The organism is Aristaeella hokkaidonensis, assembly GCF_018128945.1.
GTDB lineage: Bacteria > Bacillota > Clostridia > Christensenellales > Aristaeellaceae > Aristaeella > Aristaeella hokkaidonensis.
The window spans coordinates 1500912-1517472 of the sequence record NZ_CP068393.1; the positions used below are offsets into that span (position 1 = coordinate 1500912).

The window sequence follows — 16561 nt, forward strand, 5'->3', positions numbered from 1 at the left end:
ATATATAACCTGTTGTAGCGATAAAGAAATCCCGGAGAACAAATCGTTCTCCGGGATTTTCATGTCATTCTTCATTCTTCATTGTGGCGGCATTTATTTCCCTTCGTACACAATCAGGGATTCCACGTCATAATCTTTCAGCTTCTCGCGGCCTTTCAGGCCTGCCAGTTCCATCACAAAGATCATTTTCACAACCTTGCCGCCCAGCTGTTCTACCAGTTTGACAGCTGCTTCCGCACTGCCGCCTGTAGCAATCAGGTCATCCACAATGACGACCTTCTGACCGGGCTTGATCGCATCCACATGGATTTCAACCTCAGCCTGGCCGTACTCCAGGTCATATTTCTGGCTCACTGTTTCACGGGGCAGTTTGCCCTTTTTCCGAACCGGAATAAATCCTTTCCCGGTCAGATATGCTACCGGCACACCAAAGATAAATCCGCGGGATTCCGGTCCCACAATCAGGTCAAAGTCCGTATCCTTAACAAGGTTTGCCAGGCCGTCCACAGCAAGCTTCAGTCCGTCCGGATCCTGAATTACGGAAGTAATGTCCCTGAACATAATCCCGGGTTCGGGGAAATCGGGGATCGTCACCACATATTCTTCCAGTTTCTTGCTCATTGTCAGTATCTCCTTTCGCCGTTTCCGCGGCCTTGTGATAAAACCGCTCTCGCGGTTTATTCTTTATCCATAAATTCCAGAATCCTGCGGTAAACCTCTTTCCGGTTTTTTTCATTCAGGATTTCATGCCGCATACCTTCCAGGGTAACAATTTCCAGTTCCCGGAATCCGGCTCTCCGCAAACGGTTTTCTGAATCTGCGCGCCCCTTTTCGCCTCCGGTGCATGGATCATCCTTCCCGGAGATCATCAGGATCGGCAGTTCTTTCCAGACGTCCTCATACAGTTCCGGACTGTCCATCATCCGGATCAGATGGAACAGTGCGTTATAGCTTCCCAGGGTAAAACGCGCACCACAGAGCGGATCCTCAATATAGCGGCGTACATTATCCGGATTCACAGAGAGCCAGTCCTGCGGGGTCTTTGCGTCCGGTACAGCCTTTGAAAACGGCCCCAGTACCATACCGTCCACCACTTTGGAATACCCGTCCGCACCCTTAAAGGAAGCAATCAGATCTGTCAGCACAATGCCGGCCCCTGCCGCTCCGTTAGGATTGGGATATCCGGAAAGTACAGCTTTGTGGAACTCCCGGCTGAACTTTTGCAGGAACACCCGGGCAATGATTGTTCCCATCGAATGGCCGAACAGAATCACCGGTACACCGGGCCATTGTGCGTGAATATCATTCAGGATCGCTTCTTCGTCCTCCAGCAGGCGCTGGTGGCCTTCCCGGTCCGCTATATGGGACAGCTTCGGAGCGTCCGGGCCATGGCCCCGCAGGTTTGCGGTCACCACCGTATACCCGGCTTCCTGGAGATACTCCGCAAAGGACATGTACCGGTCCTGGTACTCCTCCATGCCGTGAATACATTTTACCACAGCTTTAGGTGTATCGGCTTCATAAATTCGCAGGGCAAGCGGGTAACCGTCTTTTGAGGCAATCGTTTTTTCCAGATAGCTCACTGGTTCTCCTCCTTGCTTCCGTTCAGTTGCTCCAACATCTTATTATACTTCCCGGCGAGCCTCCTGAATTCCTTTGCGCCGGTCTCAGGAATCTTTCTGCCATCCTCCGCACACTTGCCGGCTTCCATCAGCGGCATGGTACCCAGGCGAGCCGTCAGCCAGATCAGCAGGATGATCACAACCGTCAGGATTGCGATCACAATACGCACCAGCGTCAGCTCCCTGTTCAGGTCCGCTGAAGTGCTCTGCCGGGTGGCGGTCATCTGCTGGTCCAGCACTTCCAGGCTGGATCTCAGTTTATTCCGGATGCTTTCCTTGTGCTCATAGTATTCCGTACCCATCACCATTTCCCGGGCAAGGCTCATCTTTTCATCCGCGGAGAGCAGGGTATCTTCTTCCTTGAGTTCCACACCCCGGAGTGTATCCGGATAATCCCGGATCTCCCGGGCTTCAATGACCAGCTTCATCGCGTAGTATTCCCGGTAAGACAGGGAAGTGGATTCCGTCATGGCCTCCTGCAGTTGCGTCACCAGTCCCTTTTCCGTATCCCCTTCCGACATGCTGGTGATGGATTCCTCCCGTCTGCGGGAAACAAACACTTCTTCAAAATAATCATCCAGATATTGGGTATTCCCTTCAAGCGTAAAGCGCTGCACCATTTCCGTCAGGTAATCGGAAGCTTCCATCAGCTCATGGGCCGCCTTCTGCCGGACAGAATAATCCCCCGCCGCTTTGGACAGGGAGGAGAAAACACTGGCGGATTGATAGGTGGAGAAAACCAGGAGAAGGGAGATCACAACAGCGCAGACTATCATCGCGATGTGAATAGCCCGCAGTGAGACGCCTTTGCCTCTGTTCAGAAGTTTCATCTTCATTTGATGTGCCCCCGTCCCGATTGATTAACGCTCAATTGAATTGTCAGCACGATTTGTATACATTATATCCCATCTGCCGGGATTGAACAAGGGTTGCTTCAGTCCTCGGGAGTCACAATGATCTTGGAGTCATGACCCATATGCGTCCAGATCCACCAGGCATTGATTCCGTTGTTTTCCTCTGTAATCCGGGCATCAACCCGTACGCATCCATGACTGGCCATGGTGCCGAGCGTCTCCATTTCCGCACTGAAGTCACGTTCGCCGTTCTTCATCTCATATCCCATCTGATGGATCAGGTTCAGCCGTTCCATCCGGATGGGATATGCATAGGTGTGTCCGTCTGTTCCAAAGCCGTCCATCCTTGTTCCCAGCAGGTAAATGCCGCTGTGGGTATCAGCTGTCCTGTCCTCCGCCGTCGTAAATCCGGTGGAAACCATGGCAGTTCCCAGCTTTTTCCCGTTCTCATAAACCGTCAGGGTTTGTTTCTTTTTATCCACCACTGCGCCGTAGCGGGTGTTCGGCCGGACCATCCGGAGTTTGCTGGTCTTCACATATCCTTCAATATAAGCGCCGTCCATCTGGCGCCATGCCCCGATTTTGGCCCATCCGTCATCATACAGCTCCAGCACAGCAACTCCTACCGTCCGGCAGGACACGGTCCCGATACACTCCTTGCCCGCTTTAGCGTTCATGATCTTCAGGCCTTTACCCTCGGGTCCGTCCCCGACAGCCACGGGTGCCATCAGCGCTGCCCAGACAGCAGCGTCATCCGTCAGATCCTCCGGGATCAGACTGCCGGTTACTGTCAGTTCCGGTTCGGGCAGCGGTTCCGGAAGCAGGGTAATCTCCGCTGTCTGCATATATTTGCTGTTGTTGGCAGGCCAGGCGGAAATAATGTATTCCCCCGGCGGACAGACTTTGTGATCCTTCCCCTTGCCATCCCAGCTGATCACCATCGGAGCACCGCGTCCGCTGTATACTGTACGGTTGTGCCAAACCGCTTCGTCCGGTTTTTCCTTCCGTGCGATCTGTAGTTCATATGTCCCTTTGCAGGATATAGCACACTCTATTCTCAGCACATTCTTTCCGTTCGCGTAAAAAGTCTGTGTCACCGGGAGGCAGCAGAATACCGCCGGTTTGGGTGAATCCACCTTCAGCCTGATCTCTGCCGCTTCCGTCGTAAGGTCATTACCGGCCAGCAGTGCACGCAGCGTTACACTGCCGGGTGTCAGCGGTTCCCCGTTGAAAGACAGGGCGTTCCAGTGGATTTCCACAGTTCCGCCTTCAATCTTCAGATTTGTCACCGGGTTCTCCAGCGGAATGGTTCCGCTGACAGCCTCAATGGTCAGCTTACCGCCGTCTTCAGATGTCACCGTCAGGATGTTGTCGTCAAACGGCCTGATCCGCCCTGCTTCAATGGTCACGGCATGTGAAGAAAAAGCTGCTGCAATCAGCAGCAAAATCACTGTTATTGCAGCAGCTGTTTTCCGCATAGCCGTACCTCTTCTTTCATCTTGTTTAGCTATTTTTCATTGTAACGTTTTGGGGTCTGTTTGTCCACGTTTCCGCTTAAGTTTCACCGGTATACGGTTTCAGCTCTTCCAGGAATTCACGATAGTCTTCATCAGACCACCGGAATGTCAGGTCTTCTTCTGAATACTCATCCGGCCGGTCCCGCATAAATTCCTCTCCGATATCATAGTCAAGCTTCCGGAGGACTGCTTCCGCAAACTCCCGGAAGAACATGCCGATACCGGTAATGACGTTTCCGTCCTCCACAACTCCTTTATGGATGAAGTTTTCCTTCTCAACAAAATCGAAGGTCTCCGCCAGCTGCATAAAATAGCCCGCAGTAAACTTTTTACCTTTCAGGATCCCTGCCTTGGAAAGCAGGATCGGGGCGGATGAGATGGCAGCAAACAGGGCATCTGATTCCCTGCCTTCCCGGAGGAAGTTGATTATCCGCTCGTCAAACAGTGCCGGAAGCGGATTGACAGTCCCCGGCAGGATCACACAGTCATAGTCTGAAACTTTCACGTCCGCTGTGGTCTTCGTCGGCAGGATCCGCAGGCCTTCCTCGCTTTTCACTTCACTGTTTTCACTGGCAATATAATCGATGCTTTCACCGAACCACACTGTCAGCACGGAAGTAAGGCAGGTGATTTCCTGCAGCGAAAAATCCGGATACAGTAATACCGCGATCTTTTTCATAATCAGTCGCCTCCTTCATTATTCGCTGTCGCGTTCACAGGGATCAGTCCTTCTTCCGAAAGCCGGAGCACTCTCCCCGGCCAGTCGTCGATCAGCAGCCGGTCGTGCGTGATGCAGATCACCGCGCCCGGAAAGCTCCGGATCATTTCCCGCATCACCGGGGCGGAAAGCGGAGACAGATTCCGGGTAGGTTCGTCCATCAGCAGCACGTCCGGATGAGCCATCATCAGTTTCAGCAGCAGCACCTTCGCCTTCTGCCCGCCGGATAAAGATCGGATCGGATGATCCAGCTCATCCCGTGAAAACTTCATGGCAATCAGGGACGCACGAATGGAAGTCTTCTGTTCTTTGCTTCCGTCCGTATTCAGGAATTCCACGGGTGTCAGGGAAAAGTTCAGTCCTTCCTCATAATGCTGGGGCATGAGGGCCGTCCGGAATCTGGAGTCTTCCCGCAGTTTCTCTTCGATCACGCGCAGGAGGGTTGTTTTTCCCGTGCCGTTGCTGCCGATAATCAGGATCTTTTCTGAGCCGCGGATCTGAAGATGCAGGTCCGATGCCAGCTTTCGTTCTCCCGCGGAAAGCTGTTCCATGTTCAGATCCAGCACACCCCTTCCCTTCGGAATCGGCTGAATATCTGAAAACAGCGCGTACATGGAAAACTCTTCCGCCGGACGTTCCGTAGCATTCTCCTGTTCCCGTTCATAGCGGTGCTCCAGGCTCTTGACGGCCTTCATTTTCTTTTTCAGCAGTCTCCCGCCATGCGGATCCTGGCGCGAAATGTTCTCCTGTGCATGGGCAACAGCCTGCTCAATCTTTCTGAACTTTTCTTCCTGGATCTGCCGCTCCCGCTGCTCGCTTTTCCAGATCTGCTCCTGCCTGTCCAGCTGGTTTCTTCTGTTCCGGACATAGGTTTCATAGGGTTCCTTGTCCCAGGTCCATCTCGGTTCCGCCCGACCGTGCAGGGATTCCAGATGCAGCACCTGTGTGGCGGTCGCCTTCAGGAGTCCTTCATCATGGCTGACGTACAGCACAGGCAGATTACAGGTCAGCAGGAAGCGTTCCAGTGCCAGGATAGCGTCCAGATCCAGGTCGTTTCCCGGCTCGTCCAGCAGGAGCATCGTCGGCTGTTCACATAAAAGCAGCAGCAGGCGGAGCCGGACCTTCTCCCCGCCGGAAAGCAGGCCGAATTCTGTATCTGACCAGCAGAGTTCCTGATCCATGGACAGGTTCCGGCACAATGCTGCCAGGTCACCCGGATCCATATCTGTAAAGGCCGGGGTTCCCATGCACAGTGTATAGGCCGGCACGTCATTCCATTCCGACGGCGCTTCCTGCGGCAGATAGCCGAGCTTTTCGCCGGAATAGTGGATGCTTCCGCTGATTTCAGCCCACTGGTTCAGTTTTTCCGGACAGACAATGGCCTGCAGCAAAGCGGACTTGCCGTTGCCTTCCTCGCCGATCACGGCAAGGCGGTCATTGCCGGACAGCGTAAAGGACAGATCCTTGATCAGCGGCCGTAAATCTTTGTTGTGCAGAATGGATAAATTGCGAACTGTTAACATATAGATACACCTCCGGTGAGGCGTCAAACCGGAAACAGATCGGCACGAAAAAAAGCCGGAAGCTGCGCTCCGGTATTTTGACGCCCGAAATAGGCCGCTCATACAGCGGCTTTCCTGACATCAAAATCCGTTACTTGCGCATCTTCCCGCCCCTCTCATCAATCGTTATCTGTATCCTACCACCGGACCCCGCAGCTTGTCAAACCTCTTCTCAGGCTATTGTGCACGAATCAGAATCAGAGTATATATAATTGTTCATTGTTAATTGTTCATTGTTCATTGCTGGAATATGCCGAAAAAGAGGGCAAACGCTCGCGTTTCAGCCCTCTTCATCTTCGGCATATTCCAGTATGTCTCCCGGCTGGCAATGCAGCACCCTGCAGATCTCATTCAGCGTCGAAAACCGCACCGCGCTGATCTTTCCTGTCTTCATCTTTGAAAGATTGACGTTTGCCACGCCAACTTTTTCCGACAACTCATTCAGGGACATCTTTCTGTCCGCCATTACCCTGTCCAGACGTAAAATGATCATACGCTCACCGTCCTCACAGTGTTTCGTCCGATTCCTGCTGGAGCTTGCATCCGTAGTTGAAAACATAGGCTATCATCATCAGTACCACTCCCAGGATGATGACGGAATAGATGAACGGGTATCCTATGTCCACAAAGCCATCCGATTTCACAAAATGTTTGATAACCCCGTTCCTGGCAAGCAGTTCAACAATCATCCTGTAAACAAAGCTCATTATACCGAGCAGGATCGCAAGGAATCCCGTCCCCTTGATTTTGTCCGCAATGTCATAGCAGAAAGGAGTCTCCGCAGTCCTCAACCGGCGGAAAATGTGTCGTGCTGAATTCCACAAAAGGCCGATTCCGCCCATCACCAGGAACACATAAAACACTGATATCAGTGTTTCCGGCATTCTGGCTTCTCCCCCGTTATTTTCGTACTGTACCTCCTGGACGATAGATACAATCAGGCAGAAAACTGCCCCGATCGTTAACAGGATCCACATCAGTGTACTGAAAACGTGCATGAGCTTACAGAACTTATCAAACCGGCCCTTTTCCTGTGCCAGTGTTCTTTCCATTACATCCGTTGTATCCATCGCTGTTCCTCCATATTGCTCCTTATCTGCTGCTCTCAACGAAACCTTTACCGGTTGCTTACAGTTGTAATACTATACATCGTTTATATGTTTGTCAATATATTTTTAACGTTTATCGTTAATTATTGTATGTGCATCATAATATTCCTTCTTTTTATACATCATACCGGCTTTTCCCGTCCGACATTGACAGCTTTGGCCTGAACTGCTATTGTACAATCAACTTTGCGCTGTGTTCAGTTGCCCGTTTATCACGATTCCATGCAGCTTCCGGCTAAGCGCACCGGAACAGAACAGACCTTTCGGATTGCTGAATCCTTCCGGACAGATATATTCAGATAACAGGAGGAAAAAACCATGCCCGAACTGAGAATCCCCAATGTCATCCCGATCAATGATCACGTCTGGCTGCTGGACGATAATCATGCAGCCACCTGCTACGTAGTGGCCGGAACAAAACAGGCTGCTGTCATCGATACCTCTCTCGGTATGAGCAATATCCGCGCAGTCGCGGAAGCCTTGACTCCCCTGCCCCTGGTCTGCATCAATACCCATGGGCACGGAGACCATATGGGCGGAAACTGGGCTTTTGACAAGGCTTATATGAACCTGGCGGATCTGCCCCTGGCTGAGGAGTCGATCAACCATCCTGAGATGCAGGCTGCCATGAAGCAGTTTGGCATCAAGTTCCCGCCCTTTGAGAATATTGAGGACGGGCAGGTTTTCGATCTGGGCGGAGTGGAACTGGAAGCCATTCATTTTCCAGGTCACACGGCGGGTGAAATCGTACTTCTGGACCGGAAGGATCGCATTCTTTTTGCCGGAGACGGTATGGTACAGCATCTTTGGCTGCAGCTGGAAGAATCCCTGCCTGTCCGGACGCAGATCGAAAGTATGGAACGGTTGCTTCCCCTGCGGGATCAGTTTGATACGATCCTGCATGGACATTGCCAGGCTCCCTGCGGCATTGAGCTGTTTGATACGATGCTGGCCGCGCTGAAAGATCTGGAAGCCGGGAACACCGAAAACGATATTGATTACGAATATTTCGGCCAGGTCTGCAAAGCCCACCCCTATCAGCCGGAAGACCGCAGGATCGTATATAAGGACCAGCCTGAATGCTGAAAAAAAGAGGATAAGGAAATGAAAACCAGGCAATGCTTGTTTGATGAGGTTCTGGTACTCGAACCCGCTGTCCGGACAGACGTCTGCGGAACAATGACGGACCTGTCTCCGGATCAGCTGCGGGAGACTGTTCCGCAGGCAGACTGGAAAGTGCAGCGGATCTATACCATGCCTGTACGCCATACCTTCTTCGGTATCCATTACCAGGAGGAGCCTTATCCGCAGGCAAAACTCATCTCCGTCCTGCAGGGAAAAGGACTGGACTATGTAGTGGATCTGCGGAAAGACTCCGCGACCTATACCCAATGGCAGGTTCTGGAACTGGACGCCGCAAATCCCGCTTTTGTGTACATCCCTTCAGGCTTCGGCCATGCCTTCCTTTCACTTGAAGAAAACACCGTCCAGTACTTTGCTGCAGACAGGATATTTATCCATGGATATGCAACGGCCATCAACTACCGGGACCCTGTGATTGTGCTGGAGCTTCCCTGTGAAGATCCGGTTCTTTCGGACAAGGACCGGAACGCCCCTTTTTTGAGTCAATTGGAGTAAAAAAATGGAACTGAAAGTATTATCTCTTGAAGATCGGAAGATGATCACCGACCTGTTTACCGACGTTTTCACCAACGAGCCCTGGAATGATGACTGGAGTGACCGGAAGCAGCTTGATGCCTACATTACCGATCTGACAGGCCAGTCCTATTCCCTTACCCTTGGTTATTTTGACGGTGACCGGATTATGGGTTTATCCATGGGCTATATCAAACACTGGTATTCCGGAACGGAATACGTCATCAATGAGTTCTGCGTCGACAGGCACTCACAGGGAAAAGGAATCGGCACCGCCTTCATGAAAGCGATTGAGGCTTATCTGTCGGAAAAAGGAATATGCCAGATTTTCCTGCTGACAGATAAGGATGTCCCTGCCTATACCTTTTATCAGCATAACGGTTTTACCGAGCAGATCGGTAATGTCGCCTTTGCAAAAAGGTTCTGAAACCAGGGAATTGTGATCGCGCCAGGCAGTAAGAAACCGAAACTGCAGTGATCGATATAACGGAGGTTGACAAAATGCTCTGTGTCATCGCGAAACTGTCTCCTGATGTAAATGACAAGCTCAGCAGGCTGCGTGAAACCGCCATGCCTCAGGTTCGTTTTTCTTCCCCGCTTTATGCGCATATCACCCTTGCCACGTATCTTCCGGAGGATACAGAAGTATTTATTACAGCCTGCAGGAAAATGCTCCGGGATGCCCATTCGTTTTCTGTCCGCTATGAAAAACTGGAGGTCCTTTCTGAAACCTCCATCCTCGTTGCTGTGCCGGCGTCTTCAGAACCTTTGAGTTCCCTTCACAACAGAATCGAAATGGCTTTCGGTGAGCACCTGGATCGCTGGACTCGTGGAGAAACCTGGTATCCCCACACCACACTGCTTTGCGATCCGGCCGCGGATCTGAACACACTTTGCAATGAAATACGAAAGCACTTTGCCCCCTTTGAAGCTCATATTGAACAGATTGAATTCTCAAGGGTCGAAGAAAACGGGTATAACATTGTGGAAACTGTCCGTCTGTTGTAATCTGTTACTGATATAGCAGTGGTTCCGAGGTGATCTGTATGGAATTCAATCCTGCCTGTTGTTCCGTGACCGGCAAACCGGATCCCGGGTGCATTGGCTGTGATATCGTAGACGGAAAAGTAAAGCTTCCGGGTGGAATCATCCATAACGGCCGTTCTGTCGTCCTGGCTGCGGATCCTCAGATCCCGATTCCCGGTTTCCTGATCATTACCGCGAAGCGGCATTTCCAGTCTTTTGCCGAACTGGCAAAGGACGAAAGATCCGAGATCGGCGATATCCTTTCCTGCGCGGCAAAAGCCCTGAAGGAGCTTCATATCGCAGATGAGATCACCCTGGTACAGGAAGAGCGTTCGCATCACTTCCATATCTGGATCTTCCCCGCGCACAAATGGATCAGGGAACAATTCGGCAGCGGCATTCAGCATCTCAGGGAAGTCTCCCGGTATGCCGTTGATCATGCGGATGAAGCCGTCTGGAGCAAGGTGGCTGATACCGCTGCAGAAATACGGGCATACTTTGATCAGCATATGCCGCAGGCCTGCGCCGTTACTGATAAGGAAACGGAATATGTTTACCAGCGCAGCCGCAGCGTGGCGGTTGTCATCCGTGACGGTAAAATCCTGATGGAACGGGTGTTCTATTTCGGTCATGAATTCTTCACCCTGCCCGGCGGCGGTATAGAGCCTGGTGAAACTCCTGAACAGGCAGTTCTCCGGGAGCTGAAGGAAGAATGCGGGCTGGACGGAACCATCCTCCGGCCGCTGGCTGTACAGTATAAATCCGGAGGCGGCGCTGAATACTCCTTTGAAGTCAGCGTACCAGAAGGTCAGGAAGCAATTACCGGATATGACCCGGAGGAGCCGGTGGACAATCCGCCGCTGAAAGAAGTGCTTTGGATGAAGCTCGACGAAATCTGTGAGCGCGACCGTGCCTTCCTGTGGCATTACGGTCTCATGGCTGTGAACGGCTTCTTCAACGAAATCAAATCATGGGGTGATGAAATCAGTTATCCCCGTCACGATGCATAAAACACTCCCATGCAGACACGATATGAGGTGATGATCATGAACAGCAAAGTGAATAAGGATCATGTTGAGACGCTGTATGACGCGCGGTTCCTGAGAATGTACGATCATCAGTACGCGGAAAACCGGCATTATTTCTCCGTGTCCAGGCGAAAACCGGAGGATCTTGTCGCAAAACTGCCGGATGAGGCTTTCCGGGAAATGCTGCCGGACGCTGTCACTATCGCCGTTGTGCTGCACCTGCCGGGAAATAAGACGCGCCTGCTTATGTCCTATGAGTACCGCTATCCGATCGGTCAGTTCCTCCTCAGCCCCGTCGCCGGGCTGCTGGATCCGGAAGACAGGCAAAGTGACGATCCGCTGGTGAAAGCCGCGATCAGGGAGATCAAAGAAGAAACCGGCCTGACAGTGAAGGCCAGCGACCGGGTATACGTCCTGAATCCCTGTGCCTTCTCTACCCCCGGCATGACCGATGAAAGCAACGCCTTCCTCTGTGCGGAAATTACCCTGGATAACCTGGACGACCTGAACCAGAACGGAGCGGAAGGCTCCGAGCTGTTTAACGGTTTTGAACTGCTGGACCGGGAACATGCGCAGGAAATCTTCCGGACCGGGCGGGATAAACACGGAAACTTCTATTCCCTTTCCGCCTGGATGGTACTTAGCATTTACCTTGCGATGTTTAATTCATAACGATACAGGAGTCAGTAACAGTATGGAACGTTTTTATTTTGAAATACCCGGCCCGGAACGGAAAGAAGCCGCCATTGATTATATCAAGGAATTCTACCGGTACAATTCCGACATCAACGGAGCCGGAGGATTGCCCCGGTTTCTAAATAATTATGAAGGCTGGCTGGAAAAGCTGAATCTGGATTATACCCGGGTGCCGAATGAGGAAAAAGTACCCGGCCGGACCTATTTCCTGGTCAGGGAAAGTGATCAGCGGATTGTTGGCATGATCAACATCCGCCTTACCCTGAATGAAAAGCTGAAGCACTACGGCGGAAACATCGGATACAGCATCAGACCTACGGAGCGTGGCAAAGGATACAACAATATCAACCTGTATCTGGGGCTGAAGGTCTGCGATCATTTCGGAATCGACAGCGTCTTCATGGATGCCGATCTGGACAACCCGGCCTCCTGGAAAACAATGGAGGCCATGGGCGGAAAACGGATCCGGGAATACTATGACGATGTGAACGCCCACTGCACCGTCGTCGATTACACCATTGACGTCAAAAATGCCCTGGCGATGCATCCGGAAATGGAAGAAATGATTCTTCCCTGCAGCTTTACCTGAAAGATGAAAAAAGGAGAATTATATAGATGAGACTGAATCAACTCACAGAACGGGTCTGGGTATATCCCTTTGAAGAAGAGAGGGACCGCCCGAATCTCAGCTATATCCGCGGAGACCGCTGGAGCCTGGCAGTGGACGCGGGCCACTCTGAAGAACACATCCGGGAATTCTACCGGGAGCTGGAAGAAGCAGGCCTCCCCCTGCCGCAGCTCACCGTGCTGACGCATTGGCACTGGGATCACACCTTCGCCATGCACGCGGTTCACGGGCTCACTCTGGCCAACGAACGGACAACACAGTACCTGCGGGATATCCGCGACCGCCTGGCCAAGGAAGGCCCGGCTTTCTTTCTCGCCATGCATGAATCAATCCAGCGTGAATACGCGGATAACAAGCCGGTCATCGTTACCCTTCCGGATATGGTCTTCAGCGGTGAGATGACGCTGGATCCCGGCAGCTGTCCTGTCCGGATTTTCCAGGCGGAAGCGCCTCATACGGATGACTCCACCCTGATTGAAGTTCCCGGGGACAAGCTCCTGATCATGGGTGACTGCACCGGCGGTGCATTCCCCGGCTGGGAGGTGGATCAGGATCTGGCCAACAAGCTGGCGGAAACCATACGTCAGGTGAATCCTGAAACCTGTCTTCCCGGTCACTGGACTCCCCTGTCCCGGGATTTCATCATCCAGGATCTGCTTTACGGGGAATGATTTCTCCGGAATCCGGGAATACATGGTATGGAGACAGCAATATGAACATTCTGGTAATCGGCGGCACACGGTTCTTTGGCATCCCCATGGTTGAGGCACTGCTGGATACTGGGCATGATGTGACGATCGTTACACGGGGCTTGTCCCCTGACAGCTTCGGCAGCAAGGTCAAACGGATCATTTTAGACAGAACCGATGAGAAAAACGTCCGTAAAACGTTGTCCGGCAGGCGCTTCGATGTCATCATAGACAAGCTGGCCTACTGTTCCAATGATATACGATCCCTCATGGAAGCAGCGGACTTCGGCCGGTACATCCACATGTCCACCACTGCAGTTTATGAACCGAAACATCTCAACACTGTAGAATCCGATTTTGACGGAACCGCAAAGGAACTGATCTGGTGCGGCAGGCCGGATTTCCCCTATGATGAAATCAAGCGTCAGGCGGAATGCGCCTTGTGGCAGAAATATCCGGACCGGAACTGGATTGCCGTACGGTATCCCTTCGTCATCGGAAAGGATGATTATACAAAGCGCCTGCTGTTCTATGTAGAGCACGTCATGAAATCCATCCCCATGTTTATCGACAATGTGGACTGTCAGATGGGCTTTATCCGTTCCGATGAAGCTGGAAAGTTCCTGGCGTTTCTTGCAGAAAAGGACTTCAGGGGCGCCGTCAACGGCTCTTCAGAAGGCACAATCTCCATCCGGGAAATGCTGGACTATGTTGAACAGAAGACCGGGAAAAAGGCAGTTCTGAACGCCGGCGGTGACGCGGCACCCTATAACGGGGAACCGGAATACAGCATTAACACGGATCTGGCTGCGTCCCTGGGATTCCGTTTTTCCCGGCTGCATGACTGGATTTTTGAACTGCTGGACTACTATATCGAATTGCTGCGGCAGGATACCTGATCACAGAATCGGAAGGGAGCAAATTCATGTCATGGTATGATCCCGGGGAACCCATCCTCAGCCCCGTAAAACAGATTGAAAGCAAATACCCCGGCATGAAGGTTCCTGTACTCCCTGCCAGGGCGGTTGTTTTTTGCTTGGGAAAAGGGATGCCGGTACTGAAGGAGCATTATCCCTGTCGGCAGCTCATGGAGAAGCTTCCCGGATTCATCACCCATTCCGAGGTGCTTGGAATAGAAGGAAATACTGATGTCTGTTTCCTCCATGGAGGCTATGCGGCGCCGCAGATTGCCTGCACCGTTGAAACGCTTCACATTCTTGGCGTGAAGGAAGTATTCCTGATTGGCCTGTGCGGCGGTTTCGCCGGTCATCTGTCCGTAGGAGATATCATTCTTCCCGATAAAGTATGGAGCGAGGAAGGAACCTCCCGGCATTATCTGGAGGATCCTGGCTTTGCACAAGTCACCCCTCCCTTTTCTTTCGAAACGCTCGCTGCCTTCTTTCAGAGAAAAGGCTTTCGGGTGTTTCGGGAGCCAACCGTAACCACCGACGCGGTTTACCGGCAGACCTACGGCAAGGAACAGTTCTGGCGCGACATCGGCTGTGCAGCTGTGGACATGGAAGCCTCCGCGCTGATTAACCTGTGCAATCTGTATGGAATCCGGAACGCTGTTGCCCTGATGGTTTCCGACAAGCATCCGCTCAGTGAAAACGACCCTTCCTGGCAATGGGGAAATGCGAAATACGGAGATATGCTCATCCGTTATATCCTGGACTGCATTGCTTTCTGCACAGGAAAAGAATAAAGCAAGGAATCCGATAAAATGAATTCAATTGAAATGAAGCCGATCGGCCGGGTGGAAAACACCGTTTCGGAGAAAAAGGATACTGCCTGGGGCGAAAACGTCTCATCCATAACGCTTGAGGAACAATATGCCGGCGGCCTGTCCGGACTGGAACAATTCTCCCATGCAATTATCCTGTATTATCTGGATCAGGCGCAGTATATGAAGGAAAAGCATCTGCAGAGACGTCCGCAGAACCGGGAAGATATGCCCATGGTTGGCATCTTCTCCCAAAGGGCAAAAGACAGGCCCAACCGCATCGGGATGACGTCTGTCGAAATCGTCTCTGTCTCGGACCGTACGCTTACCGTGAAGGGCCTTGACGCTGTCAATGGTACCCCGGTTCTGGATATCAAGCCTTATTATCCTGTTTATGACAGAAAAGAGGCTGTCGTTCCTGGATGGGTGAACCGCCTGATGGAGCATTACTTTTAAGCGAGGGAAAATATGTTAATCAGAAAAGCTTCCGGTGAAGAAATGCTGAAGCTATGGGATTATCCGGATGTGAATGCAGCCTCGCCCACAGCCCGGTTCTTTTATCAGAATATCAGCTCCGGAAATGCGGATTTCTGGACGCTGGAGCATGAGGGAGAGCTGATCGGGGAGCTGTATGCTTTCCGGAATATAGAAGCGGATCATGATTTCGCAGATGGGAGCTCCACTGCTTACCTGTGTGCATTCAGGATCCGGAAGGAATACCGTGGTCAGGGGCTCGGCAGCAAACTGATGGAAACTGTCCTGGCCGATCTGAAGTCTGCCGGTTTTCAGCGTGCCACCATCGGTGTCGGTCCGGAAGAGGAACAGAACGTCAGGCTTTATCATCGGCTTGGCTTCATTTCAAAGATCAAGAACTGCTATGCAGATCCCTGCGCTATGGACGAAAACATGAATCCGGCTCCTGATGAAGGTTTCTGGCTTCTGTCAAAAGAACTGTAATGATCAGATTCACATTTTGTATAGCAGAAGCAGCAAAATTGCTACTGTTGATTGATGTGAAAGCAACGCTAAACCTGTTACTCTGTTCCCGAGGTGATGAAAATGATCTTTTCTGAAAAACTTCAGCTGCTCAGGAAAAATAAAGGCCTGACGCAGGAAGAACTGGCGGAAAAAACAGGAGTCTCCAGGCAGGCAGTTGCCAAATGGGAAGCCGGACAGGTCTATCCGGACATATTCAACCTGATCCAGATCAGCAATCTGCTCAACGTCAGCGTGGATTACCTGGTAAAGGATCAGGACTGTGCTGTCCGCCCTGCTGCGAAACAGGACTCCGACATGGAAGAGCTGATTGCATTCCGGCTGGAAGCCAACGTGAACACCTATGCCGCATTTCAGAACGAGGTGGATTCCACCCGTCCCCAATCCCACGATTTCAGGTATGAAAACGGCCGTTATCTGTATCACGACACATACGTCGGCGGAGAACAGTTTGCCGGGGAAGAAGCCGTTTGGCACGATGGAACCGCTGTGTATGCAATGAACTATATGGGCAGGGTGCTGGATGACAGCTTCAGCGGGAATTTCCTGAAGGAAGCTCTTCGTCATGCCGACCGGAAAATGCCCTACCGGGGGCCGGAATACTATCAGGCCGGAGAATATACCTACCGCTGCAAGGTAACGGGTGATTTTACCTGGTTCCAGGGATATGAGGAAATCTACCGGGGCGAAATAAAGGTATATGAATGCACCTTCCATGGCGGTACACTCAGGTAACG

At 51.9% G+C, this 16561-nt stretch carries 21 protein-coding genes; 13 read left to right on the top strand and 8 right to left on the bottom strand.

From position 1 onward, the window contains the following. Positions 1 to 93: 93 nt before the first annotated feature. From JYE49_RS06780 to JYE49_RS06815, 8 genes are all read right to left on the bottom strand, one after another. On the bottom strand, positions 94 to 621 hold the full coding sequence (locus JYE49_RS06780) for an adenine phosphoribosyltransferase (RefSeq protein WP_093958289.1): 528 nt from the start codon (positions 619 to 621) through the stop codon (positions 94 to 96). 56 nt (positions 622 to 677) lie between these two features. Then, the gene (locus tag JYE49_RS06785) at positions 678 to 1583 is read right to left on the bottom strand and encodes an alpha/beta fold hydrolase (protein ID WP_093958290.1); all 906 of its coding nucleotides are present in this window, start codon (positions 1581 to 1583) and stop codon (positions 678 to 680) included. Further along, a complete protein-coding gene (locus JYE49_RS06790) occupies positions 1580 to 2458 on the bottom strand; it encodes a hypothetical protein (RefSeq protein WP_093958291.1) in 879 nt (292 codons plus the stop codon). The genes JYE49_RS06785 and JYE49_RS06790 overlap by 4 nt, the downstream gene beginning before the upstream one ends. A gap of 98 nt (positions 2459 to 2556) precedes the next feature. Next, positions 2557 to 3954, bottom strand: coding sequence for a L,D-transpeptidase family protein (locus JYE49_RS06795; protein WP_093958292.1), 1398 nt, complete (start codon positions 3952 to 3954; stop codon positions 2557 to 2559). Positions 3955 to 4030: 76 nt separating this feature from the next. Continuing rightward, on the bottom strand, positions 4031 to 4672 hold the full coding sequence (locus JYE49_RS06800; RefSeq protein WP_093958293.1) for a DJ-1/PfpI family protein: 642 nt from the start codon (positions 4670 to 4672) through the stop codon (positions 4031 to 4033). 2 nt (positions 4673 to 4674) lie between these two features. Beyond that, positions 4675 to 6234 carry an ATP-binding cassette domain-containing protein gene (locus JYE49_RS06805; protein ID WP_179217434.1) on the bottom strand — a complete coding sequence of 520 codons (1560 nt, stop codon included), beginning with the start codon at positions 6232 to 6234 and terminating at the stop codon, positions 4675 to 4677. Between the two features lie 319 nt (positions 6235 to 6553). Then, on the bottom strand, positions 6554 to 6766 hold the full coding sequence (locus JYE49_RS06810; RefSeq protein ID WP_093958295.1) for a helix-turn-helix domain-containing protein: 213 nt from the start codon (positions 6764 to 6766) through the stop codon (positions 6554 to 6556). Positions 6767 to 6779: 13 nt separating this feature from the next. Then, complete coding sequence (locus JYE49_RS06815; RefSeq protein ID WP_093958296.1) at positions 6780 to 7343, bottom strand: DUF2975 domain-containing protein; 564 nt, start codon at positions 7341 to 7343, stop codon at positions 6780 to 6782. Positions 7344 to 7700: 357 nt separating this feature from the next. Between JYE49_RS06815 and JYE49_RS06820 the strand changes: the two genes are divergently transcribed. The 13 genes from JYE49_RS06820 (at position 7701) to JYE49_RS06880 (ending at position 16559) form a co-directional block, all read left to right on the top strand. Further along, positions 7701 to 8468: an MBL fold metallo-hydrolase gene (locus JYE49_RS06820; RefSeq protein WP_093958297.1), complete on the top strand. Its 768-nt coding sequence runs from the start codon at positions 7701 to 7703 to the stop codon at positions 8466 to 8468. A gap of 18 nt (positions 8469 to 8486) precedes the next feature. Then, entirely contained in the window at positions 8487 to 9020 is a 534-nt protein-coding gene (locus JYE49_RS06825) for a dTDP-4-dehydrorhamnose 3,5-epimerase family protein (RefSeq protein WP_093958298.1), read from the top strand. A 4-nt stretch (positions 9021 to 9024) separates the two neighbouring features. Continuing rightward, complete coding sequence (locus JYE49_RS06830) at positions 9025 to 9465, top strand: GNAT family N-acetyltransferase (RefSeq protein WP_093958299.1); 441 nt, start codon at positions 9025 to 9027, stop codon at positions 9463 to 9465. 74 nt (positions 9466 to 9539) lie between these two features. Further along, positions 9540 to 10046 (top strand): 2'-5' RNA ligase family protein, encoded by a 507-nt coding sequence (locus JYE49_RS06835; RefSeq protein WP_093958300.1) that lies wholly within the window; start codon positions 9540 to 9542, stop codon positions 10044 to 10046. Between the two features lie 38 nt (positions 10047 to 10084). Then, positions 10085 to 11074 carry an NUDIX domain-containing protein gene (locus JYE49_RS06840; RefSeq protein ID WP_093958301.1) on the top strand — a complete coding sequence of 330 codons (990 nt, stop codon included), beginning with the start codon at positions 10085 to 10087 and terminating at the stop codon, positions 11072 to 11074. Between the two features lie 36 nt (positions 11075 to 11110). Beyond that, positions 11111 to 11764: an NUDIX hydrolase gene (locus JYE49_RS06845; protein ID WP_093958302.1), complete on the top strand. Its 654-nt coding sequence runs from the start codon at positions 11111 to 11113 to the stop codon at positions 11762 to 11764. Between the two features lie 22 nt (positions 11765 to 11786). Then, positions 11787 to 12377 carry a GNAT family N-acetyltransferase gene (locus JYE49_RS06850; RefSeq protein ID WP_179217435.1) on the top strand — a complete coding sequence of 197 codons (591 nt, stop codon included), beginning with the start codon at positions 11787 to 11789 and terminating at the stop codon, positions 12375 to 12377. A gap of 26 nt (positions 12378 to 12403) precedes the next feature. Next, positions 12404 to 13087 (top strand): MBL fold metallo-hydrolase, encoded by a 684-nt coding sequence (locus tag JYE49_RS06855; RefSeq protein ID WP_093958304.1) that lies wholly within the window; start codon positions 12404 to 12406, stop codon positions 13085 to 13087. A 41-nt stretch (positions 13088 to 13128) separates the two neighbouring features. Continuing rightward, positions 13129 to 14004, top strand: coding sequence for an NAD-dependent epimerase/dehydratase family protein (locus JYE49_RS06860; RefSeq protein ID WP_093958305.1), 876 nt, complete (start codon positions 13129 to 13131; stop codon positions 14002 to 14004). A gap of 188 nt (positions 14005 to 14192) precedes the next feature. Then, positions 14193 to 14810, top strand: a complete 618-nt coding sequence (locus tag JYE49_RS06865) for a phosphorylase family protein (RefSeq protein ID WP_369413341.1) — start codon at positions 14193 to 14195, stop codon at positions 14808 to 14810. A gap of 18 nt (positions 14811 to 14828) precedes the next feature. Then, positions 14829 to 15284, top strand: a complete 456-nt coding sequence (gene tsaA / locus JYE49_RS06870; RefSeq protein WP_093958307.1) for a tRNA (N6-threonylcarbamoyladenosine(37)-N6)-methyltransferase TrmO — start codon at positions 14829 to 14831, stop codon at positions 15282 to 15284. Between the two features lie 12 nt (positions 15285 to 15296). Then, positions 15297 to 15785: a GNAT family N-acetyltransferase gene (locus tag JYE49_RS06875; RefSeq protein ID WP_093958308.1), complete on the top strand. Its 489-nt coding sequence runs from the start codon at positions 15297 to 15299 to the stop codon at positions 15783 to 15785. 102 nt (positions 15786 to 15887) lie between these two features. Then, entirely contained in the window at positions 15888 to 16559 is a 672-nt protein-coding gene (locus JYE49_RS06880; protein ID WP_093958309.1) for a DUF5680 domain-containing protein, read from the top strand. Positions 16560 to 16561 lie beyond the last annotated feature (2 nt).